24 protein-coding genes and 2 pseudogenes are annotated in these 25,937 nt (G+C 60.5%); 11 read left to right on the top strand and 15 right to left on the bottom strand.

Going from position 1 to position 25,937, the window contains the following annotated elements; all coding sequences use genetic code 11:
* The first annotated feature begins 11 nt into the window (after positions 1 to 11).
* A complete protein-coding gene (locus EXW71_RS02630; RefSeq protein ID WP_134657476.1) occupies positions 12 to 482 on the top strand; it encodes a DUF1289 domain-containing protein in 471 nt (156 codons plus the stop codon).
* 61 nt (positions 483 to 543) lie between these two features.
* Here EXW71_RS02630 and EXW71_RS02625 read toward each other — a convergent pair whose 3' ends face one another.
* Positions 544 to 1,407 (bottom strand): universal stress protein, encoded by an 864-nt coding sequence (locus EXW71_RS02625; protein WP_123718583.1) that lies wholly within the window; start codon positions 1,405 to 1,407, stop codon positions 544 to 546.
* Positions 1,408 to 1,558: 151 nt separating this feature from the next.
* On the opposite strand from EXW71_RS02625, the gene EXW71_RS02615 reads away from it, so the two are divergent.
* Positions 1,559 to 2,161 (top strand): tRNA-(ms[2]io[6]A)-hydroxylase, encoded by a 603-nt coding sequence (locus tag EXW71_RS02615; RefSeq protein WP_123718581.1) that lies wholly within the window; start codon positions 1,559 to 1,561, stop codon positions 2,159 to 2,161.
* Here EXW71_RS02615 and EXW71_RS02610 read toward each other — a convergent pair.
* Complete coding sequence (locus EXW71_RS02610; RefSeq protein ID WP_134657474.1) at positions 2,117 to 3,316, bottom strand: MFS transporter; 1,200 nt, start codon at positions 3,314 to 3,316, stop codon at positions 2,117 to 2,119. The genes EXW71_RS02615 and EXW71_RS02610 overlap by 45 nt on opposite strands.
* Positions 3,317 to 3,473: 157 nt before the next feature.
* Here EXW71_RS02610 and EXW71_RS02605 point away from each other — a divergent pair, with 157 nt between their 5' ends.
* Positions 3,474 to 4,181 carry a winged helix-turn-helix domain-containing protein gene (locus tag EXW71_RS02605; RefSeq protein ID WP_123718579.1) on the top strand — a complete coding sequence of 236 codons (708 nt, stop codon included), beginning with the start codon at positions 3,474 to 3,476 and terminating at the stop codon, positions 4,179 to 4,181.
* Positions 4,182 to 5,459, top strand: a complete 1,278-nt coding sequence (locus tag EXW71_RS02600; protein WP_123718578.1) for an ATP-binding protein — start codon at positions 4,182 to 4,184, stop codon at positions 5,457 to 5,459.
* A gap of 50 nt (positions 5,460 to 5,509) precedes the next feature.
* On the opposite strand, the gene EXW71_RS02595 is transcribed toward EXW71_RS02600, so the two are convergent.
* A complete protein-coding gene (locus tag EXW71_RS02595) occupies positions 5,510 to 6,301 on the bottom strand; it encodes a MipA/OmpV family protein (protein WP_134657473.1) in 792 nt (263 codons plus the stop codon).
* Positions 6,302 to 6,319: 18 nt separating this feature from the next.
* Positions 6,320 to 8,143 (bottom strand): serine hydrolase, encoded by a 1,824-nt coding sequence (locus EXW71_RS02590; RefSeq protein WP_134657472.1) that lies wholly within the window; start codon positions 8,141 to 8,143, stop codon positions 6,320 to 6,322.
* Positions 8,144 to 8,373: 230 nt separating this feature from the next.
* Here EXW71_RS02590 and EXW71_RS02585 point away from each other — a divergent pair, with 230 nt between their 5' ends.
* Both EXW71_RS02585 and EXW71_RS02580 read left to right on the top strand, forming a co-directional pair.
* Complete coding sequence (locus EXW71_RS02585; RefSeq protein ID WP_134657471.1) at positions 8,374 to 10,473, top strand: hypothetical protein; 2,100 nt, start codon at positions 8,374 to 8,376, stop codon at positions 10,471 to 10,473.
* The gene (locus tag EXW71_RS02580; RefSeq protein WP_134657470.1) at positions 10,470 to 10,973 is read left to right on the top strand and encodes a hypothetical protein; all 504 of its coding nucleotides are present in this window, start codon (positions 10,470 to 10,472) and stop codon (positions 10,971 to 10,973) included. The genes EXW71_RS02585 and EXW71_RS02580 overlap by 4 nt, the downstream gene beginning before the upstream one ends.
* Positions 10,974 to 11,026: 53 nt before the next feature.
* Here EXW71_RS02580 and EXW71_RS02575 read toward each other — a convergent pair whose 3' ends face one another.
* From EXW71_RS02575 to ampC, 3 genes and pseudogenes are all read right to left on the bottom strand, one after another.
* Complete coding sequence (locus EXW71_RS02575) at positions 11,027 to 11,509, bottom strand: GFA family protein (RefSeq protein WP_134657469.1); 483 nt, start codon at positions 11,507 to 11,509, stop codon at positions 11,027 to 11,029.
* Positions 11,510 to 11,541: 32 nt separating this feature from the next.
* Positions 11,542 to 11,820: pseudogene (locus EXW71_RS02570) on the bottom strand (LysR family transcriptional regulator); the annotation flags it as partial.
* Positions 11,821 to 11,859: 39 nt separating this feature from the next.
* Complete coding sequence (gene ampC / locus EXW71_RS02565; RefSeq protein ID WP_134657468.1) at positions 11,860 to 13,002, bottom strand: class C beta-lactamase; 1,143 nt, start codon at positions 13,000 to 13,002, stop codon at positions 11,860 to 11,862.
* A gap of 121 nt (positions 13,003 to 13,123) precedes the next feature.
* Between ampC and EXW71_RS02560 the strand changes: the two genes are divergently transcribed.
* Both EXW71_RS02560 and EXW71_RS02555 read left to right on the top strand, forming a co-directional pair.
* Positions 13,124 to 14,002 carry a LysR family transcriptional regulator gene (locus tag EXW71_RS02560; protein WP_134657467.1) on the top strand — a complete coding sequence of 293 codons (879 nt, stop codon included), beginning with the start codon at positions 13,124 to 13,126 and terminating at the stop codon, positions 14,000 to 14,002.
* 74 nt (positions 14,003 to 14,076) lie between these two features.
* Positions 14,077 to 15,261, top strand: a complete 1,185-nt coding sequence (locus tag EXW71_RS02555; RefSeq protein ID WP_134657466.1) for a DUF2252 domain-containing protein — start codon at positions 14,077 to 14,079, stop codon at positions 15,259 to 15,261.
* 161 nt (positions 15,262 to 15,422) lie between these two features.
* Here the strand turns inward: EXW71_RS02555 and yghX are convergent, their stop codons facing one another.
* Entirely contained in the window at positions 15,423 to 16,310 is an 888-nt protein-coding gene (yghX, locus tag EXW71_RS02550; RefSeq protein ID WP_134657465.1) for a YghX family hydrolase, read from the bottom strand.
* 44 nt (positions 16,311 to 16,354) lie between these two features.
* Entirely contained in the window at positions 16,355 to 16,849 is a 495-nt protein-coding gene (locus tag EXW71_RS02545; protein ID WP_134657464.1) for a PaaI family thioesterase, read from the bottom strand.
* Positions 16,850 to 16,942: 93 nt separating this feature from the next.
* On the opposite strand from EXW71_RS02545, the gene EXW71_RS02540 reads away from it, so the two are divergent.
* Positions 16,943 to 17,509 (top strand): YceI family protein, encoded by a 567-nt coding sequence (locus tag EXW71_RS02540; RefSeq protein WP_134657463.1) that lies wholly within the window; start codon positions 16,943 to 16,945, stop codon positions 17,507 to 17,509.
* Here the strand turns inward: EXW71_RS02540 and EXW71_RS02535 are convergent.
* Entirely contained in the window at positions 17,506 to 18,396 is an 891-nt protein-coding gene (locus tag EXW71_RS02535; RefSeq protein ID WP_134657462.1) for a DMT family transporter, read from the bottom strand. The two genes, EXW71_RS02540 and EXW71_RS02535, sit on opposite strands and share 4 nt — an antisense overlap.
* Positions 18,397 to 18,486: 90 nt before the next feature.
* On the opposite strand from EXW71_RS02535, the gene EXW71_RS02530 reads away from it, so the two are divergent.
* Positions 18,487 to 19,812 (top strand): PLP-dependent aminotransferase family protein, encoded by a 1,326-nt coding sequence (locus EXW71_RS02530; protein ID WP_134657899.1) that lies wholly within the window; start codon positions 18,487 to 18,489, stop codon positions 19,810 to 19,812.
* A 1-nt stretch (position 19,813) separates the two neighbouring features.
* Here EXW71_RS02530 and EXW71_RS02525 read toward each other — a convergent pair whose 3' ends face one another.
* Entirely contained in the window at positions 19,814 to 20,245 is a 432-nt protein-coding gene (locus EXW71_RS02525; RefSeq protein ID WP_123718567.1) for a nuclear transport factor 2 family protein, read from the bottom strand.
* A 217-nt stretch (positions 20,246 to 20,462) separates the two neighbouring features.
* On the opposite strand from EXW71_RS02525, the gene EXW71_RS02520 reads away from it, so the two are divergent.
* Positions 20,463 to 21,197 carry a CPBP family intramembrane glutamic endopeptidase gene (locus EXW71_RS02520; protein ID WP_134657461.1) on the top strand — a complete coding sequence of 245 codons (735 nt, stop codon included), beginning with the start codon at positions 20,463 to 20,465 and terminating at the stop codon, positions 21,195 to 21,197.
* 79 nt (positions 21,198 to 21,276) lie between these two features.
* Here the strand turns inward: EXW71_RS02520 and EXW71_RS02515 are convergent, their stop codons facing one another.
* From EXW71_RS02515 to EXW71_RS02500, 4 genes and pseudogenes are all read right to left on the bottom strand, one after another.
* A complete protein-coding gene (locus EXW71_RS02515; RefSeq protein WP_167659625.1) occupies positions 21,277 to 22,986 on the bottom strand; it encodes an amidase in 1,710 nt (569 codons plus the stop codon).
* A 54-nt stretch (positions 22,987 to 23,040) separates the two neighbouring features.
* A pseudogene (locus EXW71_RS02510) lies at positions 23,041 to 23,397 on the bottom strand (transcriptional regulator); the annotation flags it as partial.
* Positions 23,398 to 23,430: 33 nt separating this feature from the next.
* A complete protein-coding gene (locus EXW71_RS02505; protein ID WP_134657459.1) occupies positions 23,431 to 24,588 on the bottom strand; it encodes a GGDEF domain-containing protein in 1,158 nt (385 codons plus the stop codon).
* A gap of 110 nt (positions 24,589 to 24,698) precedes the next feature.
* Positions 24,699 to 25,910, bottom strand: coding sequence for an MFS transporter (locus tag EXW71_RS02500; RefSeq protein ID WP_123718561.1), 1,212 nt, complete (start codon positions 25,908 to 25,910; stop codon positions 24,699 to 24,701).
* Positions 25,911 to 25,937: the final 27 nt, after the last annotated feature.

The following is a 25,937-nucleotide window of genomic DNA, read 5'->3' as shown; positions in this document are numbered from 1 at the left end:
GTGCATTGCCCATGTCCAACCCAACCATCAAGACCCCTTGCGTCGGCCTGTGCTCCACGGTCTACGGCGACCTTGTGTGCCGTGGCTGCAAGCGCTTCCACCATGAAGTGATCCTGTGGAATGGCTATGACGAAGAAGAAAAACGTGCGGTCTGGCTCCGACTTGAACAACTGTTGGTGCAGGTGATGGCCGGTAAAGTGGAGGTCTTCGACCCCAAGACGCTGCGTTGGCAGTTGGAGCAGCGCAAGATTCGCTTCGTGCCGCACCAGTCCGCGTACTGCTGGGCCTACCAGTTGATCGCCCGGGGCGCACGGGTGATTTCCAACCTGGAAGCTTACGGCATGGTGCTGCTGCCGGAATTTCGCGATTGGGCGTTACCGGAGTTGCGTGATGCCATCGACCGTGAGTTCTTTATCCTGTCCGAGGCCCATTACCAGCGCTACATCGCCCCCGGTTTCCTCAGGGATGGCTTTTCTGACTGACAACGGATAACCGCTGCGCAAGCCGCTCCCTGTATTGATCTGCATCGTTCAAAAGCTCGGATCAGGGTTTGCTGGCCAGTTCCTGCAACTGATCCATCAGGGTGTCGGGCTTGAGCACCAGCACATCGCTCTCCACGGCATCCAGTATCACCTCCGCCGTATTGCCGATCAGCGCCCCGGAAATCCCGGTGCGCGCCACCGTGCCGATGATTGTCACCGCCGCTTGCCATTTATGGGCCGCGAAGGGGATCAGCACATCCGCCGGGCCTTCTTCGATATGCAGGTGAGAGTCGTCCACATCGAACTCGGCCTGAAACGCCTTGCATTGCTCGCGATAACGCGCCTCGATGGTTTCCTTGAGCTGGAAAGTCGGGTCTGCCGCCGACAACATCGGCGATGGATGGGCGCTGATCACGTGCAATTGCGCCTTGGCCAGACTGGCGATATCAAAGCCATGGTCGATGATCGAATTGTGCAATGAGCGGTGCTCGCCGTCGGTATTGCCGACATCGATTGCCGCCAGGATCACGCCGCCCGTCCACGGCGTCGCCGTCTTGACCAGCAGGACTGCCGTCGGGCAGTAACGCAGCAGCTTCCAGTCGGCGGGCGTCAGCAGGGCCTTTTTCAGCGGACTGTCGGGGAAATGTTGCTTGATCACCAGCCCACAGCCTTCGGCCTGCTGCACGTCGATGATGGTTTCATGCAGGCTGTCATTCCATGCCTGCTCGGTGGTCACGTTGTAGCCATCCTCCTGTAAACCGGATTTGAGCAGGCTCAGCAGCGCCGAGTGCTCGTGTTTCTTGTCGCACACGAGCAGGTGCAGGTGCGCGCCGGTGACCCCGGCAATCAGCTTGGCACGCTTGAGGGCCAGGCTTTCCGAATGCTCGGGCTCGATGACCACCAGAATGCTGCGGATGGCTTGCATAATCGGGATCTCCAGTAAGAGGGGGCATGAGACAACTATAGTTGCTGCCCGCCAGGCGTCATGTTGATGCACATCAAGCCCCGTGACTGGTGGTCTGCGGCGCGGTCGGTATAATCGGCGGCCTTTTGTGATCCTTTTACCCGTGAGCCCGATGAACCTGCCCGAAATCCACGAATTCCTCGGCTGCCGCACCCCCGACGCCTGGGTCCAGGCTGCATTGGCCGATCAGGAAACCCTGCTGATCGACCACAAGAACTGCGAATTCAAAGCCGCCAGTACCGCCCTGAGCCTGATCGCCAAGTACCACGGCCATGTTGACTTGATCAATATGATGTCGCGCCTGGCCCGCGAAGAGCTGGTGCACCACGAACAAGTCATGCGCCTGATGAAAAAGCGCAAGGTCGAGTTGCGCCAGCTGCACGCCGGCCGTTATGCCTCGGGATTGCGTAAGGTGGTACGCAGCCATGAACCGGTCAAACTGGTGGACACCCTGGTGGTCGGTGCCTTTATCGAAGCGCGCAGTTGCGAGCGTTTCGAAGCACTGGTGCCGCATTTGGACGAAGAACTCGGCAAATTCTACTTCGGCTTGCTGAAAAGCGAAGCGCGGCACTTCCAGGGTTACTTGAAGCTGGCGTATCAGTACGGCGACGCCAAGGATATCGCCCAAGTGATCGAGCGGGTGAGGGCGGCCGAGCAGGAGCTGATCGAATCACCCGACGTCGAGTTCCGCTTTCACAGTGGCGTGCCAGCCTGAGGCGATCGCCACGCCGATCAGCGCGGTGATGCCTGCCAATAGCAGGATCACCGTTTGCGTGCCCAACGGTGCGGCCAGCAGCGCAATCGCCAGCCCTGCCAAGGGTTGCGCCAGGTTGTTGAGCAGCGTGATCACGCCCACCGTCTTGCCGAAGTCCTGTACCGGAATGACCCGCTGGCGGGTGCTGCGCAGGTACACGTTGAACATCTTGTCGAAACCGCTGACCAGCAGGAAACCCACGGCGTACAGCCACACGCTTGGGCTGACGGCCATGATCAGCGCACCGACGCCGATCATCGAATAGGACAGCCCGCCCAGTACCTTCAGCGGCAGCTCTGCCCGTGCCAGGTAAAACAGAATGCCGATCGTCACCAGTGCCCCCAGCGCTTGCAGCAATGCATAAGCATCCTTGCCGGCGGCAAACTGGCCGGTGACCAGTGCCGCAGACGTGGCGAGTGTCACGCCGACGATCAGGTTCACGCCCACCGCCAGGGTGATGATCCGCCTCAATTCCACCCGACTGCGGATATGCCCGAAAGCGATGCGCAACGGTTGCAGCCAGATATCCGCATGTTGTTCGAAGGTTTGCAGGCTTACGGTGCTGGTGCGTTGCCAGACCCGCATGGCCAGGTCCGCCAGCAAAAACAGCCCGGCAACGCCCAGCACCACCCAATGCCAGGCCAGGATTTCCAGGAGCAGCGCCGCCGCCAGTGGGCCCAGCACCAAGCCACTCTGGTCGGCGATCTGTGAATAGGACAGGGTCTTGGTGTAGGTGTAGTGTTTGAAAATATGCGGCATCAGCACTTCCCGCGCCATGATGCCCTGGGTGGTCAACACCCCGCACACCGCCGACAGCAGTACGATCCAGTAGATGCCGTCAAATAGGGCATACAGTGTCACCGCCGCCCCGCAGGCCAGTGCCCGGTATACCTGGCTGATATGCAGGACGCGCACCGCAGGAAACTTGTCGCATACCGCCCCGCACACCGGAAAGGCCAGGTAACGCGGCAATGACTCGACAAAAAATGCGAAACCCGCCCAGGCCACGCTCTGGGTAGTCTGAAACACGATCAATGGCACGATAAACAACAGGATCTGGTCTGCCAGCCGCGACAGGAACAGTGAAACGAAGAACGCCAGGTAATCCCTGCGCATACAACTCCCTGTGAATGGCGTTAAAGATTGCAGGCTATTTGTTAAAAACTCTTAAAAGCATGAAGCTTCGTTGGGCGGTAATGGCCAGATGCTTCAGTCCAACAGCTTGCCACCTATAATGGCGGCACTTCAATCGGCGTTTGCGCACTGAGAATTTATGGAAAACCTGGGTCTGGGCAAAGTTCTGCTCGTTGAGGACGACGAAAAGCTGGCGGGGCTGATCGCGCATTTTCTGGCGCAGCACGGCTTCGAGGTGCGGGTGGTGCATCGGGGCGATAAGGCCTTGGCGGCATTCCTGGACTTCAAGCCGAAGATCGTCGTGCTCGACCTGATGCTGCCGGGCCAGAGCGGCCTGCATGTGTGTCGCGAGATTCGCAACGTGTCTGACACACCCATCGTGATCCTCACTGCCAAGGAAGATGACCTGGACCATATTCTGGGCCTGGAGTCCGGCGCGGATGACTATGTGATCAAGCCCATCAAGCCGCCGGTGTTGCTCGCACGTTTGCGTGCCCTGCAACGCCGGCAAGTGCCCGAACCCACCGTGCGTGGCTCCCTGGAATTTGGCCGGCTGTCGATTGACCGCAGTTGCCGGGTGGTCAGCCTGGGGGGTGAGGCCATCGACCTGACGACCATGGAGTTCGAACTGCTGTGGTTGCTGGCCAGCAGTTCGGGAAAGATTCTCTCCCGCGACGACATCCTCAACCGCATGCGCGGCATTGCCTTCGATGGCCTCAACCGCAGCGTCGATGTCTACATCAGCAAACTACGCAGCAAACTCAATGACAACCCCCGGGAACCGGTGTGTATCAAGACCATCTGGGGCAAAGGGTACCTGTTCAACCCTTTCGCGTGGGAGGTTTAGATGCTGCGGTTGTTTCTGCGCCTGTATGTGATCCTGGCGCTCGGTCTGGCGGGGGCGATCTGGCTGGTCAACTACACCCTCGATGAGCTGATGCCTGAAACTAACGAGGTCTATAACCGCGAAGCATTGCGCGGCCCGGCTTATGCTTTGGTGGAACAGCTGCGGACGTTGCAAGGGCCTGCGCGTGAAGCCCGGCTGGCCGAGTTGCAACCGCATTACGGATTGCGCCTGAAGCTGGTCCAGAACGATGCACTGGCATTGAGCGAGCGCGAACAACACCTGCTCGACGCAGGCCAGCTTGTGGTGCGCGGGGACTTTATGGAGTTCATCGCCAGCATCGACGGCGGTCCGCAACTGCTGGAAATCAAGCTGCCGGAAGAACCCAAGTGGCTGTACCTGTGGGCCTACGGTTTTCTGGGCGTCTGCCTGGCCGTGGTTCTGTATTTCTGGGTACGCCCGCACTGGCGTGACCTTGAACATATCCGCTTGGCCGCGCAACGTTTTGGTGATAACCAGCTCGGCTCGCGCATCCTGCTGCCGCGCCGCTCCACCGTGCGCGAATTGGCCGGGCACTTCAACCAGATGGCTGAGCGCATCGAAAGCCTGATCGCCAACCAGCGCGAACTGACCAACGCGGTGTCCCACGAATTGCGTACACCGATTGCGCGGTTATCGTTCGAGCTCGATCAACTCAAACAACAGGCCGACCCGCGCCAGAGCCGTGAGTTGATCAATGACATGTATGCCGACTTGGGCGAGCTGGAGGAAATGGTCTCCGAATTGCTCACCTACGCCAGCCTGGAACGCGGCGCCACACAGGTCACCCGCGAAAGTATCGAGGCCCACAGCTGGCTCGACAGTGTCATTGGCAGCGTGGCCCTCGAAGCTGAAGCGGCAGGCGTGCAGCTGTCGTTGCGTACCTGTGAAGTGGATGTTATCCAGATCGAGCCGCGCTTTATGGCGCGGGCGGTGATCAACCTGCTGCGCAACGCCATTCGTTATGCCGAGCGCCGCGTGGAGGTGTCGCTGGTCAAGTTCGGCACGGGTTACGAAGTGCGGGTCAGTGATGATGGCCCCGGCGTTCCGTTGGAGGGCCGGGCGAAGATCTTCGAACCTTTCATGCGCCTGGACTCCAGCCGTGACCGCCGCACCGGTGGCTTCGGCCTGGGCCTGGCGTTGGTGCAGCGGGTCAGCCAATGGCATGGCGGGCAGGTGGAAGTCCTGGATTCGGAGTGGGGCGGTGCGTTGTTCCGGATGACGTGGGCGTACGCCGAGTAGCCGCCTTGTGTAGGAGCGAGCAAGCTCGCTCCTACATTTTAATGGGGGGGTCAGAAGGTGTATTCCACCCCAGCCATCACCGATGTCTGCAACCGCCGCTCCACAATCGGGCTCTTGCCTGCCTCATCCGCCAGGTACTGCACATCCAGCAAGGTCGAGAACCGGGTGTGCTCATTGATTGGCAGGCTCCATACCAAGTTCATGCCATTGCTGATATTGCCTGCTCCGGCGTTGTATTCCCTGAAGCGGCTTTGCGCTGCCTGGCCGGTGGTCACGCCGTACCAGGTCTGCAGGTAATGACGGTCGCCGAAGTGGCTGCTGAGGGTGGCGTCGACGGCGCCATAGTGGCCTTTGTAGAGGTTGGTGCCCAGGCTCAGCTCCAGGTGGGTGAAGGCTTTGCCGGTGTCTTTGGGGTCATTTTCCTTGAGGGCATGTTCCAGGGTCGCGCCCACAATCACGCCGCCAAGGTTATAGCTGGCGCTAACTCCCAGTTGTGGGCGTGCCTTGATCTCGCCCATGCCTTCCAGGCGTTTGGAACCGGCATGCAAGGTCTGGTTTTTATCTTTACGTGAACCACTGGCACCGACATACGCGCTGAATTTCGCGGCACTGCCTTCGTAATGCCAGCCCAGGCCCTTGCCGGTGTCGAGGAAAATGCCCCATGGGCTGATGATCCTGCCGCCCAGGTCCGGTCCGGTCATGCGTTCTTCGCTGCCGCTGTAGCGGGGCGCATTACTCACTCCAGCCTTGAGGCTGTATTGCCAGTCTTCGGCCATCGCGCTGTCGGCGGCAGCGAGCAGGCACACCGAGGTAAGGGGCAGATAGAGTTTGTTTGAGCGCATTGGAGCGTTCTTCCTTGGTTAGAAGCTGAGAGGGGGGCGAGGGGATTGGGTGCGTTTGAAGGAGTAACCCGAAGCGCTGAGGCCATTGACCTGACGGCTGACCGTGTCGCCCAGGCCGTAGCCATTGCCGGCGAGTACCGCGTGGGCGTTATCGACGGGCAGCAGGATGTAGTCGGTCAGCGGCTCGTCGTGCAGTTGGCCGCGAATCACCAGGAAGCCTTCTTCCAGGCGCACGCTGATGCCGCTCAGCGGTGCGTTGGGCTCATGGGTGTTGAGCACATGGTAGGTGCCAATGGTGTCGGCCCAGGCCAGGGGCAGTGGCGGCGGATCAACGCGCTCACCGATGGCAATACGTTGCCCATGGCTGCGGGCGGTGAGCATCTGGCGGCCCTGTACTGTCACGACATCAAGCTGTACGCGGCCCAGTTCACCGAGATCCTTGAGCCAGAAACCCAGCACTTTTTTCTGCGCGCGTAGCCAGCCGTGGTCGTCACGGACCAACTCGAAGTCAAAACCGGCCAGTTCGCCGGACAGGCGATTTTTATCGTCCTTGATGCGCAGCACACCCCAGGCCGTCGCGTAAAACCCGGCCAGACGTTTACGGTCTACGGCCGCCGGCACCTGGCGCAGCTTCAAGCCGTGATTGGGTGACCGGCAGTTGTCGGCGCACACCGGCACGCCGGATTGTGCCTGGAGCATCAGGCGCAGGGCGTCGGTGGACAGCGACACCACCATCTCTTCGGCATTGCTGTCGTTGGCCATGATGATCACCGCCAGTTGCTGGTCGGGCAGCACGGTCAACTGGGCGGCAAAATCGTCGCCGCCGCCGCTATGTTGATAGGTACGAATGCCGGGGCCGATCGGCTCGTCACCACACGGCGCCAGAAACCAGCCAAGGCCCATCTGGCAGTCGAAGTCCAGGGCGTTACCGGTGTTCTGCTGGGTGAACATCGTTTCGATGGACGCGCTCCCCAGCACCTGGTTGTCTTTGTAGGTGCCTTTGGCGAATAACATCTGCAAGTAGTGGCTGAGATCTTTCGGGCTGGTCCACAGCCCTGCGGCCGCCAGGTCACGCACCTGCGCGTCGGTGCTGGCCTGGCCGTCTTCGTAGCCCCTGGCGCGGTAACCCAACTGTGCGCCGGTGCCGACGAAACTGGACTGGTCCATCGCCAAGGGCTTTAGCACGCTGCTCTGGAGCCGGGCCTCGAAACTTTTGCCGGTGCTGCGCTCGATGGCCGCACCGACCAAGGCGTAGCCGAGATTGGAATAGGCCACCTGGGAGCCCGGCGGGTTGCTCAGCCAGACTCCCGTCACGCGCATTGGCATCTGGCCCATGGCATAGGTACTGCGTAGGTCGCGCAGGTGTTCGCTGGGCAGGCCTGACTGGTGGCTGAGCAAGCGGCGCAAGGTGATAGCGCGGTCAGCCGCGTCCTGGTCATTGTGAAACCGCGAACGCACGTAAAACTCGCGCAGGGTGTGCTGGATCGGCGCATCCAGCGCCAAGCGCTGCTGCTCGACCAATTGCAAGGCCGCCGTGGCGGTCAACAGTTTGGAAATGCCCCCGGCGCGAAACGCCGTGTTGGGCGTGACCGGTACACCCTGCGCCTTGTCCGCCATGCCAAAGCCACGGGTCCAGATCAGTTCCTGGCCATTGACCAGGGCAATCGACAATCCCGCCACGTTATCCCGAGCCATGTCCTGCGGAATGCGGGTTTGCAGGTATCGGATGATTGCACCGTAATCACCCTTTTGAATCGGCTGCGGCGCAGACGGCTGCCCATGGCAACCGATACTGCTCAGCAGGCAACCCAGCAGAGGAAGATTGCGCAACGTGCGAAACATGAAGAGCACCCGGATGATAGTTGGATGCTCGAATGGTAGGGCGATGGTGGGCAACAATCTTTGACAGCTTTGTCGAGAAACTGTCAAAGAGTGTTAACGATCAGCGGCCAGGAAAACTCAAGGCAGAATCAGGGAAGTCCCTTGCTGAAAAAGGGAAGTTTTCCGGCATTTCCAGAGGATATTCAGACTTTAATCTCTGCGCTCTTGTGAAGTCAGGAGCGACACCGGTCATGGATGTTACAAACTGGAGCCATCCGTTCAAGGATCAAAGCCACCCATTGTCGCAGTTGACCCAACTGGCCCATGCCAGCGCCGGTTATTACCCCTTGGGGCGTAATGCCCTGTGGCATGGCGGCGTGCATTTTGACAGCGGCACCGCAGCCCTGCTTGATCAGTCGGCGGTCTACTGCGTGGCGGACGGTGAGGTAGTGGCTTACCGCATCGATGAGCATTTACCCACCACCCCGTACGTGGACGACGACCACTGCGTGGCGAAACCGTTTTCGCGCAACTTTGTGTTGGTTCGCCATCGTCTTCGGCCACCAGATATCGAAGGCCGTTCAAATACGCCTCCCAGTCTGACTCTCTACAGCCTGTATATGCACCTGCAGGATTGGATGTTTTATCGCGACGACTCAACGCGCGTTCGACCCGCTTTCTGGCCTGAAAAGGCAACGGATGGCGTGGTCGTGCTGCAAGCGCCTGTGGCAATCAAGGCTGCCGAGCTGATCGGGCATATCGGGCTGTATCAGTGCGGCGATGCAGAAGGCCCGGAGAAGAAACTGCACCTGGAAATCTTCAGCGGTGATGACGTCGAAGGTTTTATCGATGCCAGCCGGATTTGGGCAGAGCAGTTGCCGGCCAGCGAAAGGACGTGGCTCAAGCTGGTGGCGGGTACTGCCGTCATCCCGCATCAAGAGGGCTATGGTGTCGCGCAAAGTCCTGTATCTGATGCTCCCGGCCCGGTCAGTGGCGCTGATTTACTCGTTCCCCAGGTGTTGCTCGACAGCTTGCCTGCCGAAAGAAAGATCACGAATACCTCGGGCAAGGCCTGCAGGTGGTATCGCCTGGATGGGTTGCTCATGGATGCCGACAACCATCCGCTCGACGGCTGGGTATGTGAACACGTGGGTGTTACACCCTGGGTCAGCCCCTGGTCGTGGGAGGGCTATGCGATTGTCTACAGTGTCGATTCTTCTCTTGGCGCGCTTGCCGCGTTTTGGCGTGACCTTGGGCGGTTCAGTGAGGCTCAACTTGTACGTTTTGGTCGCGTGGCGGACGAGGGTAACAAGGGCCGTATAAAGAGCCGTCTCTACGACATCATCGACCGCAACCGCGATGGAAAAATCACCGCCACCGAGTTGCAAGCGGCGATTCGCCGGCCGGCTCACGCACAGACGATTTCGCGGTTGATCATTCATACCGAAAGCGAATGGTCCCGGCCGATCAAGTGGGATGGGCTGGATGAGATGCTTGGCCACAGTGGCGCAACACCGCACTTGAACTGGTTGGCGGAGAAGCAAAGGATCAATGCGCTGTGTTGGTGGGAAGAGGTGGCACCGAAGGTTGGGCTGCCTGTGAATGGGGCGGTGTATCACTTTCATCCGGTGGGATTGGTGGGGCAGTTTTGCGCCGCTAATCCCTTGGCAATTACCCCAGCGCAGCTAAAGCAGATATTTCCTTTGGCGGACGATGCCGATATCGATGTTGTGCTCAATGAAATAAACGGTCGATTAGCGGAGTTCAAGTTAGATACCCGGCTTAGGCAACGGCACTTTTTCGCCCAGATCAAGGGAGAGGTGGGAGCGTCTATGAAAGGAGTGACCGAAAGCTGGGAGTATTCTCCAGGCGTACTGAAGTCATTTAGTGCTTACTATCGCGCACGACCTTTGGAGGCGGAGCAGGATGGGCATTTGAAGGACGCCAGTGGGCGAATTGTTCGTAGGGCAAACCAGAAAGAAATAGGTCGGAAGCACTTTCAGCGATTGAACGGGAACCGAATAGCGCATCCAAGTGATGGGTATAACTTTCGTGGCAGGGGATTGATACAGATTACAGGCCATGAAAAGTATCAAGGGTATATGCGTGATTACAATAAATATTGGGGTGGCGACGCGCCTGATACCGTTAAATATCCGGAGCTCGTTAATTCATCCCTGAATTCAATCAGGAGTGCGATTTGGTTCTGGTTGTACAAAGCTCCCTACTCTGAAGATTATGGGCGTGGAATTCTCGACGTGAATGGTGTCACTCGCATTGTAAATGGGGGCTTAACGGGGCTGGTTGAAAGACAGACTGCGTATGCTCTTGTCGAGAGGGTGCTGAAGTGAATATCAGAAACGGCCTGAATGGTTTTTTGTTGGTTCTTTTGCATTGCTCATCTGTGGCTCAAGGCGAGGAGAGAGGCTTGTGTGCATTGACCGAAACGAAGGTTGCATCATGCGAGACGACAAAAGGAAAGTTGGTATCGATCTGCTCCAGTAAAAATAGGGGTGAGGCCTATTATCGATTTGGTACTCCGTCCGATGTGCAGCTTGAAGTGAAGTTTCATCTTGGGAGGGAGCTGTATCGGTGGTTTGACTTAAGTACATTTATTATGTTTTTTGGTTTTGAAGATAGTGGTTATTCATATGTTTTTGGCGTGCCGCAAGAAACCTTGGGGGCGAGGGCTTATTTGCATGTGAGGAAGGCTGCAAGTGTTTTTTCGTATGAAGATACCTTTATGTGCCACTCCAATTCTTTTGGCGATAAATCACTTGCGAGTACGGCGATCACTGATGTTACGGATGAGGTGGTCAGGACAAAAGAAGGTCTCGTTTTTCCGCCATAGAGGTCACGGCACAAGGACGTCAGCAACCAACACGCATCACTCCTCCGTAGTCGCTACAACCCCAACCGCTCATGCCACTGCGCAATAGACTCCTCAGGATATTCATCAAACTGCAAATCCCCTTTGCGCACCGTCACCTCCACCCACGGTGCCTTGGACCCCAGCATCAAGTGCGTGTGTTCCGGTGGTACCGGCAGTGGCGTGTCGATAGCTGAGGCGAATGGGTGGATCAGCTCAGGCCATTCCGGGCTGAACAGCCACAGGGCGCTGCCGCATTGCGAACAGAAATGTCGCTCGGCGGTGCTGGCATGGGCGCGGCTGGCGCCCTCGGGCTTGAGCTTGGCGTGATAGATCGAAATCTGCTTGCGCCCATGTACCTTCAGGCTCTTGGCATCGGCGCCGAGGTTGATCGCATAGCCACCGCCGCCCTGGGTCTTGCGGCAGATCGAGCAGTAGCAACGCTGGTAGGGATAGGGATGGGCGCTGTTCAAACTGAACTTCACAGCGCCGCAATGGCAGGATCCTTCTAACAGCATGGGAGTCTCCCTTGGCAAGGTGACTCTTGAGCTTAGGCGGTTTTCGGCATCAAGGTAGCGATCAACGCGCGAATGGTGCCGGGCAGGGCGTCCAGCTCCCCTAGCATGAGGCTGCGTTCGCGAATCGCCCATGGTTCGTCCGCCACCATTTGCAGGGTGCGGCTGTGCCGAACGGCAGCGGATTCCGGAGTGGTGCCTATATCTGCCTCGACCATCCGGCAGGTCGCCTCGAAGCTCGATACTTGAATGCGCAGCGAAAGTTGCTTACCCAGCCGCACTGGCTGGGAATGTAGCGCGGTCAAAATCGTGGAAGGGCGCACGCCCCTCCCACAGTGGGTTTTCGCCCGGTGTTATTGGTCCAGTGCGGTCAAAATTGCGTGGGCCACTTTTACCCGCTCGGCGTTCGGGTAGTTCTTGTTGGCCAGGATCACCACACCCATGTCCTTGCTCGGTACATACGCCACGTAGGCACCGAAACCACTGGTGGAGCCGGTTTTATTGAACAGCACGTTGGCCGGCTGGGTCTGCGGCGAACTCAACCATTCAGCCTTGTGGGGCTCCATCGCCATCGGCGTGGAGTTGCCGTCAATCAGTGCCTGCAGTGTGATGGGGTAGGGGTAGTATTCCCAGCCCAGGGCCTGGGTCATGCCGTTGACTGTGTAGTAACCGGTATGAGTCGTGGCGATGGCCTGTTGCAGAGGCTCGCTCAAGGTTTCGGGGTGCATGTTCACCATCACGTAGTGCGCCAGGTCCTGGGTGCTGGTCTTGATGCCGTAGGCTTCGCTGTCCAGGGCGCCGGGACCGACGCGTACAGGTTTTTGCAGCTTGTCATAGCCTTGCGCGTATTGGCCCGATTTGTCGGCGCGGACGTTGACGTGGGTGTTCTTCAAGCCCAGTTTGGGCAGCAGGGTTTTTTCCATGGCGACGTTGAAAGGCTGCCCCAGGCTTTGCGCCGTGAGGTAGCCGAACAGGCCGATGCTCGGGTTGGAATAGAGCCGCTGTGCACCGGGGGCGTAGGTGGGTTTCCAGTGTTGAAAGTAGTTGAGCATGGTTGCGCTGCTGTCGGCTGCATCAGGGAACTGCAGGGGCAAGCCGCCTGGCGTATACGTCGCCAGTTGCAGCAGGCTGATGCGCTCGAAGGCGGTGCCGGCCAGGGCGCTCAGGTGTTCACTGGCCTTGTCCGACAACTTGAGCTTGCCGGTGGCCTGGGCATATCCACCCAGGGTGGCGGTGAAGGTTTTACTCACCGAACCGATTTCAAACAGGGTGTCTTCGGTTACCGGTTTTTGGGTTTCCCTGGAGGCGACGCCGTAGTTGAAGTATTGCACCTGGCCCTTGCTGACGACCGCAACGGACAGCCCGGCGATGCCTTGCTGTTGCATCAGCGGCCCCACGCTGTTGTCGACTACCTTGCGCATGTCCGGCGCCGCCATGCAGGTACCAGCCCCCATCAATAAAGCTGAAATCAGGATTTTTTGTACATTACGATTCATGTTGATTCGCTTCCTTGTAGATGATCGATACCTGCGCAGGCGTCGCAAATCTAGGTGGATTTTAGCGGCCGGGCAAACGATCATATTTCGCACCAGCCATTAGAAAAATTCAGGGCTCAGCATGCTCCGTTCCCATTTGCCCCTTAACGCCCTGCGTGCCTTTGAGGCCTCCGCCCGCCATCTGAGCTTCACGCGCGCAGCCATCGAGCTGTGCGTGACCCAGGCAGCGGTCAGCCACCAGGTGAAAAGCCTGGAGGCGCAACTCAGTGTCACGTTGTTCAAACGCCTGCCACGGGGCCTGATGCTCACCAGCGAAGGCGAAACCCTGTTGCCGGTGCTGCGCGAGTCGTTTGATCGCATCGCTCACACCCTGGGTCAGTTCGAAGGCGGGCATTACCGCGAGGTGCTCACGGTCGGCGCCGTGGGCACCTTTGCGGTGGGGTGGTTGCTGCCGCGGTTGGCGGATTTTCAAAGCCGTTTTCCGTTCATTGATCTGCGCCTGTCCACCAACAACAATCGTGTCGACGTCGCGGCAGAAGGGTTGGACTATGCGATCCGTTTCGGTGCGGGTGCCTGGCATGGCACCGACGCCTGCGAACTGCTGGCGGCGCCGCTGAACGTGCTGTGTGTGCCGCACATTGCCGAGCAGTTGCACGTGCCCGCAGACCTGTTGAAGCACACCTTGTTGCGCTCCTACCGGGCCGATGAATGGACCCAATGGTTCCAGGCGGCCGGGTTGCCCGCCGATACCGTGGTGCCGCGCAGCATCATGTTCGATTCATCATTGGCCATGATGGAAGCGGCGCTGCAGGGCATTGGCGTAGCGCTTGCACCGGCGATGATGTTTTCGCGGCAGTTGGAAAGTGACGTGATCCGCAAGCCGTTCGCAACCGGTATTACCACCGGTAGCTATTGGCTGACGCGCCTGCAATCCCGGGCTGAAACCTCGGCGATGCTCGCGTTCAAGGGCTGGTTGAAAGAGGCGGCGCGGCTGGGCTGACATTTTTATTCTTGAAACAAAATGAAACATTTGTGACGGGCTACCCTCTACCGTATCCCGTACCGAGTGCCTCTATGAAAAGTCCGCGCCCCTCCGACCGTATTCCTCATCTCACGCAATTGCGCAACCTGAAGATGGCCCGTTCCGCCCACGCCTACGTACGCGGCAGTACGGTGCAGTTCTATGAGTGGCTGCACAGCCAGCCTGGTCGGCGCCTGCCTCACGGTCCGGCCATCTGGATCTGCGGCGATTGCCACGCGGGCAACCTGGGGCCCACTGCTGACAGCAAAGGGCGCATCGACATGCATATTCGCGACCTCGACCAGACCGTGGTGGGTAATCCAGCCCACGATATCGTTCGCCTGGCCTTGTCCCTGGCAACCGCCGCCCGTGGTTCGGACCTGCCGGGGGTGACCACCGCCCGCATGCTCGAAGAAATGATGGTGGGCTACGAACAAGCCTTCGAGGACAAACCCGACGAAGCCCCGCCGCGCCCGACCCAGGTCAAGGCAAGCATGCGCAGCGCGGTTGAGCGCACGTGGAAGCACCTGGCCCGCGAGCGTATCGAAAATGCGCGGCCAACCATCCCGTTGGGCAAACACTTCTGGTCGTTGTCGCGCGCGGAAAAGAATGCCCTGCAAACCGTCTGCGCCTCCGATGAAATCCAGCAACTGGTGACCTCACTCAAAGGTCGGCCCAACGACGCCAAGGTGCAGCTGCTGGATTCGGCCTATTGGGTCAAGGGCTGCAGTTCCCTGGGCTTGTTGCGTTATGCGGCGTTGTTGGGTGTCGGTGACAAGGACGACCAGGAATACTGCCTGATCGATATCAAGGAAGCCGTCGGCGCCGCCGCCCCCCGTGCGTCGCGGGCAAAGATGCCAAGGGATAACGGGCGTCGCGTGGTGGAGGGCGCACGTCAGCTGTCACCCGGCCTGGGTGAGCGCATGGTGGCGACGCGGTTCCTGGATCACGGCTTCTTCATTCGCGAACTGCTGCCCCAGGACATGAAGCTGGAACTCGACGAATTGAGCGAGACCGATGCCATGCACGCTGCAGGTTACCTGGCCCGCGTCGTCGGGATCGCCCATGCCCGGCAGATGGACCGCGACACACGCAAGGCGTGGATGTCGGTATTGCAGGAGAACCGCTCCAAACAGTTGGATGCACCGTCCTGGTTATGGACCAGCGTGGTGCAACTGGTGGGCAGCCACGAGCAGGGCTATCTCAACCATTGCCGCCGGTATGCGCTGGAGCACTGACCACGACAACGGCGACATCCAAATGCGACGCAGGGTCAGGTGTGGCGAGCAAGCTTGCTTGCGCTGGGGGGCGAAGCGCCCCCATAAAGCCGGAGACTGCTGCGCAGTCGACGGGAGCAAGCTCCCTCGCCACACAAGCCCGCCCACAGGACTCATGACATTCAGGCCAGATACTTGCGGAACCAGCCGAGGGTGCGTTCCCACGCCAGATTCGCGGCCGCGTCGTCGTACCGTGGCGTTGAATCATTGTGGAAGCCATGGTTGGCGCCTTTGTAGATATACGCCTCATAGGTCGTGCCCGCCGCCTTCAATGCCGTTTCATACGCCGGCCACCCTTCATTGATCCGCGTATCCAGCTCGGCGTAATGCAGCATGATCGGTGCCTTGATGCGCGGTACGTCCTTGGCTTCCGGTTGGCGCCCATAGAACGACACCGCCGCACCCAACTCCGGATAGGCCACCGCCGCTGCATTGGTGACGCCACCGCCGTAACAGAAACCGGTGATGCCTACCTTGCCGGTACTGGCGTCGTGTCGCATCAACCACTCGATCGCCGCGAAGAAATCGTTCATCAGCTTTTCGGGGTCGACCTTCTGCTGCAGTTCCACGCCTTTTTCATCGTTGCCCGGGTATCCGCCCACCGATGTCAGGCCATCCGGAGCCAGGGCGATAAAGCCGGCTTTGGCCAGGCGCCGTGCGACATCTTCGATATACGGGTTGAGGCCACGGTTTTCATGCACCACCACCACGGCCGGCACTTTGCCGCTGGCTTTGGCCGGGCGCACCAGATAACCACGCACCGTGCCGTTGCCTTTGGGCGAAGGGTAGGTGATGTAGTCGGCGACGATGTCCGGGTCGGTGAATTTCACCTGCTCGGCCAGCGCGTAGTTGGGACTCAAGGCCGCCAGCAGCGCGGACGCGGTGAGGCCGCCGAAGGTGAACAGCGCGGCGCGGTCGAGAAACTCACGCCGGTTGAGCTTGCCATGGGCATAGCCGTCATAGAGTTCCAGCAATTCGGGGGCGAAGTCTTTCGCGGTGAGACGCGTCATCGGAGCAGTCCTCGGGGAGCGGTGAGGTTCAATGTAGACCAGGATCAGCCTTCGCGGCCATGGGCGGCGGCGGCCAATTGCCCGGTGTCGACGCGCACGAACACCGAGTCGCCGATGGCCGTGAGTACCTCGCCTGCGTACACGTTGCAGACCACGCGGCTTTTACGCCCGACTTCGCCCTCGACCCGCGCGCGCAGAGTCAGTGTCACGCCCATGGGCGTCGGTTTGATGAATTTGATCCCCAGGTTGCCGGTCACGCAGTCGATGCGCGGCAAGGTGCCGGGCTCACGCTGCTCAGCGCGGTAGTGATGGGCCATGGCGGTCCAGTTCGAGTGGCAGTCGACCAACATGGCGATCAGGCCGCCGTAGACCAGGTCCGGCCAGCCGGTGTATTGGGCCTGGGGTTGATGTTCGGCGATCAGGTGGATGCCATCGGCATCCCAGCGGCTCTTGATGTGCAGCCCATGCGGGTTGCTGCCGCCGCAGCCATAGCAGATGCCTTCCGGCGCGGTGGTGTCCTGAAGAGAAGGGGTGAGCATGCAAAGTCCTTATTGTTCTGAAGGCGGCTACTCTGTTTAGCAGCACAGGGGCAGAATGGGAACCATGCGTCCTTACTTCTTGCGGAGCGTTGCATGAACTGTCGAACTTTCCCCTCCGTCCTGCTCGCGCTTGCGCTCAGTGGGTTCTCCAGTGCCCAGGCCGTGGAGTACAAGGACGTCAACCGCACGGCGAGCCAGATCAGCTTCACCTTCCAGCAGTTCGGGCAGCGGGTGTATGGCACCTTCAGTGATTTCGAAGGGACGCTGACATTCGACACGCAAAGGCCCGAGGCGGCCCATGCGTTGCTCAAAATCCAGTTGGCCAGCATCGACGCCGGCAGCCAGGATGCCAACACCCAACTGCAGCAACCCGCCTGGTTCGATACCGCGAGCTACCCGGTGGGCGTGTACGAATCCAGCGGCGCCGTTGCCTTGGGCGACAACCGCTACAAGATCAGCGGCCACCTGACGATCAAAGGCATCACGCAACCGGTGGTGATCGATGTATTACTCAAGGAGCAGGGCGGTATCGGCGTGTTCGACGGTGAGTTCGTGCTCAACCGCGCGGATTACAAGATCGGCGAGGGGGAGTGGGCGGGCAACAGCGTGGTGTCCAACGACATCCACATCAAATTCAAGATGGTCGCGCCGCAACGTTAACGCGCGAACCTCTTCGCCCCGGCCACACAGCCGATCACGGCCACCGTCACCAGCACCATGCCCAGGCTGACCTGTTCATGCAGCAGGCCAGCCGCCAGCGCCAGGCCGAAGAACGGTTGCAGCAACTGCAACTGGCCGACAGCGGCGATACCGCCCTGGGCCAGGCCGCGATACCAGAACACAAAACCGATCAACATGCTGAACAACGACACGTAACCCAGGCTCAGCCAGGCGGGCAGGCTGATCCCGTTGAAGCCAGGCGGTGCCAGGATCATGCTCAACGGTGCCACCAGCGGCAACGACACCGTCAGCGCCCAGCAGATCACCTGCCAGCCGCCCAGGCTGCGCGACAACTTGGCGCCTTCGGCGTAACCCAGCCCGCACACCAGCACCGCCAGCAACATCAGCAAATCGCCCGCGGGTGCAGCGCTCAGGCCCTGGGCCAAGGCGTAGCCCATCACCAGCACACTGCCCAGAATTGAAAACAGCCAGAACACCGGGCGGGGCCGTTCACCGCCACGCAAGACCCCGAATACGGCGGTAGCCAATGGCAGCAGCCCGATAAACACAATGGAATGCGCGGAGGTGACGTATTGCAGCGCGAGGGCGGTCAGCAGGGGGAAACCGATGACCACGCCAAGGGCGACGATCACCAACGGCATCCATTGATCGCGTGCAGGGCGTTTCGCCTTGAATAGCCGCAGTAAAAGCAGGCCGAGCAAGCCTGCCAGGGTGGCGCGGATCATGGTTAGAAACACTGGATCAAACGCCATCACCGCCAGGCGTGTAGCGGGCAATGAGCCGCTGAAAATCACCACGCCAATAAAACCATTGATCCAACCCTGGGTGCCGGTGTCGAGGGTGCTGAGCCGTGAAGTACGTTCCATGGGGAAATGCCCGAGAAAGAAAAGTTGCGTGCCCGGCATCCTAGAGTTGAATATTAAGACAATCAAAGAATTGTCATGGATACATCGCCTATGCCGCGCGCCCGCTATAAATCGCTGGTCGACACCTTTGCCGCGCAAATCCGCAGCGGGAAAATGCCGCCTGGCAGCCGGCTGCCGACCCACCGACAATTGGCTGCCGAGCATGGCCTGGCCTTGGTCACGGCCAGCCGCGTGTACGCTGAGCTGGAAGCCATGGGCCTGGTCAGCGGTGAAACCGGGCGTGGCACTTTCGTAAGGGAGATCGCGTTACCGCCAGGGCAGGGCAGTGGCCAGATGATCGTCGCCACGGGCATGCTCGACCTCAACTTCAATTACCCCTCGTTGCCTGGCCAGGCTGACCTGTTGCGCACGGCGTTGCGCCAACTGGCCCTGTCGGGCGACCTCGACGCCCTGTTGCGTTATCAGCCCCATGCCGGTCGCCTGCACGAGCGTGCAGCAGTGGCGCGGCATCTGTTGAGCCGAGGGCTGACCGTGGACGCTGAACAGGTGCTGGTGGTCAGCGGTGCACAGCACGGCCTGGCGGTGAGCATGATGGCATTGCTCAAGCCCGGGGATGTGATCGCCGTGGACGCGCTCACGTATTCGGGATTCAAAGTGCTGGCCGAAACCCTGCATCTGGAGATCGTCGCGATTCCGGTCGGCACCGACGGGCCGGACCTGGCGTTTTTGCAGCGTCTGTGTCGCCAGCGACCGGTGCGCGCGGTGTACAGCATTCCGACGTTGCACAACCCATTGGGCTGGGTGCTGAGCCTGGCGCAGCGCGAGCAACTGATCGAGATCGCCCGTCAGCACAATCTGATGATTATCGAGGACGCGGCCTACGCCTTTCTTGCCGACGACGCGCCATTGCCTCTGGCCGCCCTGGCGCCGGAGCGCACGGTGTACGTCGGTGGTTTTTCCAAGAGTGTTGCCACGGGGCTACGAGTCGGCTTCATCGCTGCGCCGCCCGCCTGGGTAAAAGGACTGGAGCGCAGGATCATGGCCACGACCTGGAACGTACCGGGGGTGATGAGCGCGATTGCCGTGGCCTGGATCGAAGACGGCACCGTGGCGCAGTTGGAGGCGCAAAAACGCCGGGATGCCCGGGCGCGTCAGGCTTTGGCGGCTCAGGTGTTGAATGGTGTGGACTACATCAGTCACCCATCGTCGTACTTTTTATGGCTACCGCTGGGAGAGGATGCACGCGCTGACCAGATCGCCATGACCTTGCAGCGCGAGCATATCTCGGTGTCCACCGCCGAGCCGTTTGCGGTCTCGGCCTATGTGCCCCACGCGTTGCGTCTGGCACTCGGCTCGGTGGAAATGCCGGCGTTGCGCGAAGCCTTGATCAAGGTGCGCAAGGTGGTGGAGTGGTGACTTAGTACTTGTAGGCTTGGCGCCCGATCAGCAGCCACTTGCCGTGCTGTTTCTGCCAGACCTGGAAGTTGTCGATATCGGTTGGCACTTCGACGCCGCTGTTTACCGCCAGGGCATGGAAGTGGTTGCGCACCAGGGCGGTGTCGCCGTCGAGGGTGATGGTCTGGTTCTGCATCTCCAGGGTCTTGAATGCGCTGGTGTGGGTTTCCAGGTCGGCGATGAATTGCGCCTTGTTTTGCACTTTGCCGCTGGAGTGGCCATAGGTGAGCTTGTCGGACGTCAGCGCGTGCAACTGCTTGAGGTCCAGATGGAGCATGGCTTGGGTCAGTTGGTCGACGGCTTGAGCCACCTCTTTTTCAGCGGGGGCAGGCGCGGCTGAGACCACACCGGAAAACAGGCACAGAAAACCGATCAGTACTTTGATGTTACGCATGGGTGCTTCCTTATTGTTGTGGGGGTGTGAGTGACTGATGTTGTCGTACAACCATGCCGTAATCAGGTGCTGTAAATAAAGTTAATTTTGTCTGGCGCCCTAAAATAAGCGCTTTATCAGCTTATACGACGTCTCATCATGTCGGCGTATCTTCCCGAAGAACGGGCAGATGGCTATGCTTGCGCGCCTTTTATCTCTCCAAGGAACCCACCCCTCCATGATCGCCGAAGGAATGGTGATGTTGACCCACTACGTAACCCGCCTGACACCCGGCGTGCTGTTATTCGGACTGTGGTTTGCGCTGACGCCCAGGGCGTTGCCCGCGATGCGCATCCTGATTCTGCTGGCGGCGTTCGTGTTGATGCGTGATGTGATGACGCCGTTGCATATGTGGTCGCTCGGCAGCTCAGCGCAGATCGCATTCACCGACAACGCCTTTGTATTGGCAGCGTTGGGTGGGCTTTCAGTGTTGCTGATCATGTGGCTGGCGCGGCTAGCCCCAGAGCTGTGGCGGCTGGTGCGCTGGTTCATCGGCCATCCTGCCATTGGCCTGGCCGTTGGCTTGGCGGTGGGGTGTCTGATGGGTATGCCGCTGCGGGTTTACCAAGGCATCGACGTGTCCGAGATCCACGGCTACTGGGTGTGGCTGCCGGGCATGGTGGTACTGGCCTTTGGCGGCAATGCGCTGGAAGAGGTGTTGTTTCGTGGTTTCCTGCAGGGCTATCTGGAACAGCAGGTCACGCCGATGCGTGCGGCCTTGATCAGTGGCGTGGCCTTTGCCGCCTGTCATTCCTTTCTGGCCTTGAGCGTCACTGCGCTGGGCTGGCCGGTGTTGCTGTTCACCTTGATCGAAGGGCTGGCTTGCGCGTGGGTGCGTATGCGTTATGGCGTGTTGCCCGCCACGCTCACCCACGGCACGACCATTCTGCTGATAGCCGTGCCGTTGGTTTGAAACACAGTCGAACCTCGAGCGGGCTTGTTGTGGCGAACACGCTTGCTCGCCACAACAAACCCCACATCGTTGACTGTGTTCAGTCTGCCGGCAACGGCGGTGTGCGCGGGGGAATCACGCGGCGGTTGCCGGTGGCTTCAAACGCGCAGGCAAAGCGCAGCAGTTGCGAATCGTCATAGGCGCGCCCGGCAAAGGTCAACCCCACCGGCATGCCGATGTCCGCCATCACGCCCATCGGCACGGTCACGGTGGGCACGCCCAGGTGGCGAATGGCGAGGTTGCCGTTGGCTACCCAGACACCGTTGCTCCAGGCGATATCGGCGCTGGCCTCGTTCACGTCGGCATCTGCCGGGCCTACGTCAGCCACGGTGGGGAACAGCACGGCGTCGAGCCCCAGCCTGTCCATCCAGTCTTCCAGGTCAACCCGTCGGGTCTGCTCCAGGCCGCGCAGCCCGTCGGGCAAGGTGCTGATCTCATTCCACGGTTTGATGCCACGCTCGGCCATGCGCACGTATTCATCCATGCCGGCGGCCAGGTCGTCTTCACGGTTGGGCAGGGTGCCAGGGTCATGGGGGAAGATCTTCGGCCCGTCGACATCCGCCAGGCGATTGAGGGTCGGGTCACCGTTGGCGCGCAGGAAGTCATCGAAGGCCCAGGCCGACAGTTCCCACAATTCATCGTGCAGGAATTCCTTGGACACCAGGCCGCGGGTAAACACGGTCGGCGCACCGGGGCGGTCGCCTTCGCAGTTGGAGACCAGCGGGAAATCCACCTCGATCACCTCGGCACCAGCAGCTTCCAGCGCCTGGCGGGCCGCCTGCCACAGGTCGATCACGCTGGCACGGGTGTTGATCTTTTGCCCGGTCGGCCCGCCGATGCCAGGTTTTTCGCTGGTGCCGGCCTCGGGGTCGGCGTTGATGTACATGCGCGGTACGCCAAAGCGCTTGCCCGTGAGGGACTCGGAAGTCGCTGCCAATTCAGCGTAAGAAACCGGGCGCACCGAGGCCACGCTCGGGATCGGTACCCAGGGTTGCAGGCGCCACAGGTCGCCACGGGTATCGGGGTCTTCGGCGACTACCACATCGAGTACTTCCAACAGGTCGGCCATGGTGCGTGCGTACGGCACCACCACGTCCATGGTCGGCGTCAACGGCCAGTTGCCGCGTACTGAAATCACCCCACGGGACGGCGTGTAGGCGCACAGGCCATTGTTGGATGCCGGGCCGCGCCCGCTCGACCAGGTTTCTTCGGCCAGGCCGAATGCGCTGAAGCTGGCAGCTGTCGCGGTGCCGGCGCCGTTGGACGAGCCGGAGGCAAAGGGCGCAGTGAGGTAATCGGCGTTGTAGGGGCTTTCTGCACGGCCATATACGCCGCGTTGCATCCCGCCATTGGCCATCGGCGGCATGTTGGTCTTACCCAGGCAGATAGCGCCACCGGCCCGCAGGCGTTCGATGGTGAAGGCGTCGCGATGGGCCGTCAGTTCAGCGAAGGCCGGGCTGCCCGAGGCTGCCGTCAGGCCCTTCACCAGGTAGCTGTCCTTGGCGGTGTAGGGGATGCCATCCAATGGCCCCAAGGTTTCGCCTCTCGCCCGGCGCGCATCGGACGCCTGGGCTTCTTCAAGGGCTGCGGGGTTGCGCACCACCACGGCATTCAAGGCCGTAGCGGTCTGCGGGCCGTCATAGGCATCGATCCGCGCCAGATAAGCCTGGACCAGTTCAACGGCCGTGGTCTGGCCGCTTTCAAGCGCCGCGCGCAATTGGGCAATGGAAACTTCGGTAACTTGCATCACGTTTTTTCGCCGCCTTCAGATGGGAGGTATGGCGGCAGTCTACGGACAGATATTTCACAAGACCAGCGCCACATAATCCGCGTAGGCGCCACGCATCACTTGCCATGTAGCCTCGTCGGCGGGAATCAGATGCTCGATACGCAGCGAGGTCAGGGTGATGTCCTGGGGCATGCCGAAGGTGGTAAAGGTCGACAGGAAGCTCAGCGCGCCACGGGTCGAGCGGATGCGCGTCAGCACCAACGGTGGCATTGACGCGGGCAGTTCTGTGCCGGCCGGCGTTGGTAAGCCCGCCAATAACGTCGCCAAGGCAGGATTGCCCAGCGCTTCGCGGGTTGCCCGCTGCCATGCCAGGCTGCGGATCTCTTCGGCGTTGATCAGGTGATCGCCCAGGCCACCCGCTTGCAGCAGCGTGGCCGGGATGAGTGAGCGCTCGCCTCCCGCACGCTAGCAAGCCCCGGTGCGATCCACCAATCGAATGCTGTCACGCCCACCTCGCTTGGTTTCGTAGAGTGCGGTATCACCCAGTTCTATCAATGCCGCGAGGCTGTCCGGCGGCTGGTCGAACAGGTTGGCGCCGATACTCAACGTGATCGGCGCGGGTGTTGTGAAGGACTGCGAGGCGAACTGGTGGAATTGGGCGCGCAGGCTGCTGCCGAGTGCCACGATACGGTCGGTCGAGGTGTCATTGAGCAGGATCACGAACTCATCGCCGCCCAGGCGGGCGGCCAGTGAGCCTTCGGGGCCCACCGTGCGAATCATCTCGCTCAAGGCGATCAGCAGTCGGTCGCCGGCGGTATGGCCGTAGAGGTCGTTGACCAGTTTGAAATTGTCGATATCAATCAGCAACAGAGCGCCCGGTTGCGCAGGTGAGGCCTGGGCAAGCAGGCGCGGCGCGCGCAGGTCGAGGGCGCGGCGGTTGTAGAGAGCGGTCAGTGGGTCGCGGGCGGCGAGGCTGGCGATCTGTTGTTCGCGGCGGTAGCGTTCGGAGCCGGTCATCGACAGCGCAATCAGCATGATCGCCATGGCGCCTTCCACCAGCGAGACCTGGATGATTTCGCCCTTGAAGGCCGTCAGGTCAATGATGGTACCGGGGATCAATACAGACAGCGCCTTGGCTACATAGAACGCGCCGTGGATCAGCAGCACATAACGCAGTTGCACGGCACCGATGCTCAACGATTTGCCATGGGGGCGCAGCAACGCGCTGGCACACAGGGTGGGCAGCGCCACCAGCAGCGATTGCACGGCCAGCATGGCCTTGGACCAGGGCAGGTCGGCGGGGAGCGTCAGCATGCCGAACCAGACAATGGGCATCAGCAGCCATAACGCTGACAACTGTCGCTGGGTAAAGCGTGCGACGCCGAGCAAAAACAGAAAGTGTGCGGTGACCAGCAGGCCGTTGGCGAACCAGATACCAATCGTCAAGAAGCCGCTGACACGCAGCAGGGCCAGCGTGGAGCCGAGGCTGATGGTGGCGAAACCGGCGCTCCAGAACAACAACGAAGGTTCGCGCACGCTGCGCCATTCAACGGCCAGGTACAGGGCGGCAGCGGCTGCCAGGGCAACGGTGAGTGCCAGAATCGTGGGAGGGTCGAGCGTCATTTCGTGCCGGGTCTGCCTGGGTGTGCGCTAAAGACCGGGATTGTAAGCGCACACGCAGGTTTTTCAGAGCATTCATCGTGCTGGCGTACTGCCAGCCGATGATCGGCGGGTCAGGCGCCTTTGGTCGACGGCAACAGTACTGTCAGGATGCCAACCAACGGCAGGAACGAACACAGTTTGTAGACATACTCAATGCCATGGCTGTCGGCGAGCAAGCCGAGCAATGCAGCGCCGATACCGCTGAAGCCGAACATCAGGCCGAAGAAAATCCCGGCGATCATGCCCACATTGCCGGGCACCAGCTCCTGGGCATACACCACGATGGCCGAGAAGGCCGAGGCAATGATAAACCCGATCACGACGCTCAAGACCGCCGTCCAGAACAGGTCGACATAGGGCAGGGCCAGGGTGAAGGGGGCCGCGCCGAGAATGGAGAACCAGATGACTTTCTTGCGCCCTATCTTGTCGCCGATCGGGCCGCCCGCGAAGGTACCGACGGCCACCGCGCCGAGGAACAGGAACAGGTACATCTGGGAACTGGCGACCGACAGCTGGAACTTTTCGATCAGGTAGAACGTGAAGTAGCTGGTCAGGCTGGTCATGTACCAGTATTTGGAGAACACCAGTATGGCTAGCACCACCAGGGCAAAGGTCACGCGGCCTTTGGACAAACCGTGGGTCGCCTGGGTGCCTTGCTTGAGTTTGAACAGGTTGAGGTGGTGGCGGTACCAGCGGCTCAAGCCGTACAGCACGAGGATCGCGAAGACGGCGAACAGCCCGAACCAGGCGATGTGGGTTTGGCCGTAGGGGATGATGATTGCCGCCGCGAGCAACGGGCCGAAGGCGCTGCCGGTGTTGCCGCCGACCTGGAAGGTCGATTGCGCCAGGCCGTAGCGGCCGCCCGAGGCCAGGCGCGCGACGCGCGAGGTCTCCGGGTGGAAGGTCGACGAACCGACGCCGACCAGCGCCGCCGCCAGCAGGATCGCCGGGAAGGAGCCTACGAACGCCAGCATCAGAATGCCGATCAAGGTGCACACCATGCCCGCCGGCAAGAGCCACGGCTTGGGATGGCGGTCGGTGTGATAACCGATCCAGGGTTGCAGCAAGGACGCGGTCAATTGAAAGGTCAAGGTGATCAGGCCCACCTGGGTGAAGCTCAGCCCATAGTTGGCCTTGAGCATCGGGTAGATCGACGGCAGCACGGCCTGGATCAAGTCATTGATCAGGTGCGCGAGGGCGCAGGCACCGAGGACGCGCATGACCAAGGGGCTTATCTGTGGCGCAGTGGTTGCAGCGGCGGGTGACGCGGTCAGTGTCGACATGCAGGCATTCCATACAAGGCAGCGATC

Source organism: Pseudomonas sp. BCA17, assembly GCF_004519405.1.
In the GTDB taxonomy this organism is placed as follows: Bacteria; Pseudomonadota; Gammaproteobacteria; order Pseudomonadales; family Pseudomonadaceae; genus Aquipseudomonas.
This window is presented reverse-complemented; position numbering and strand designations above follow the sequence as displayed.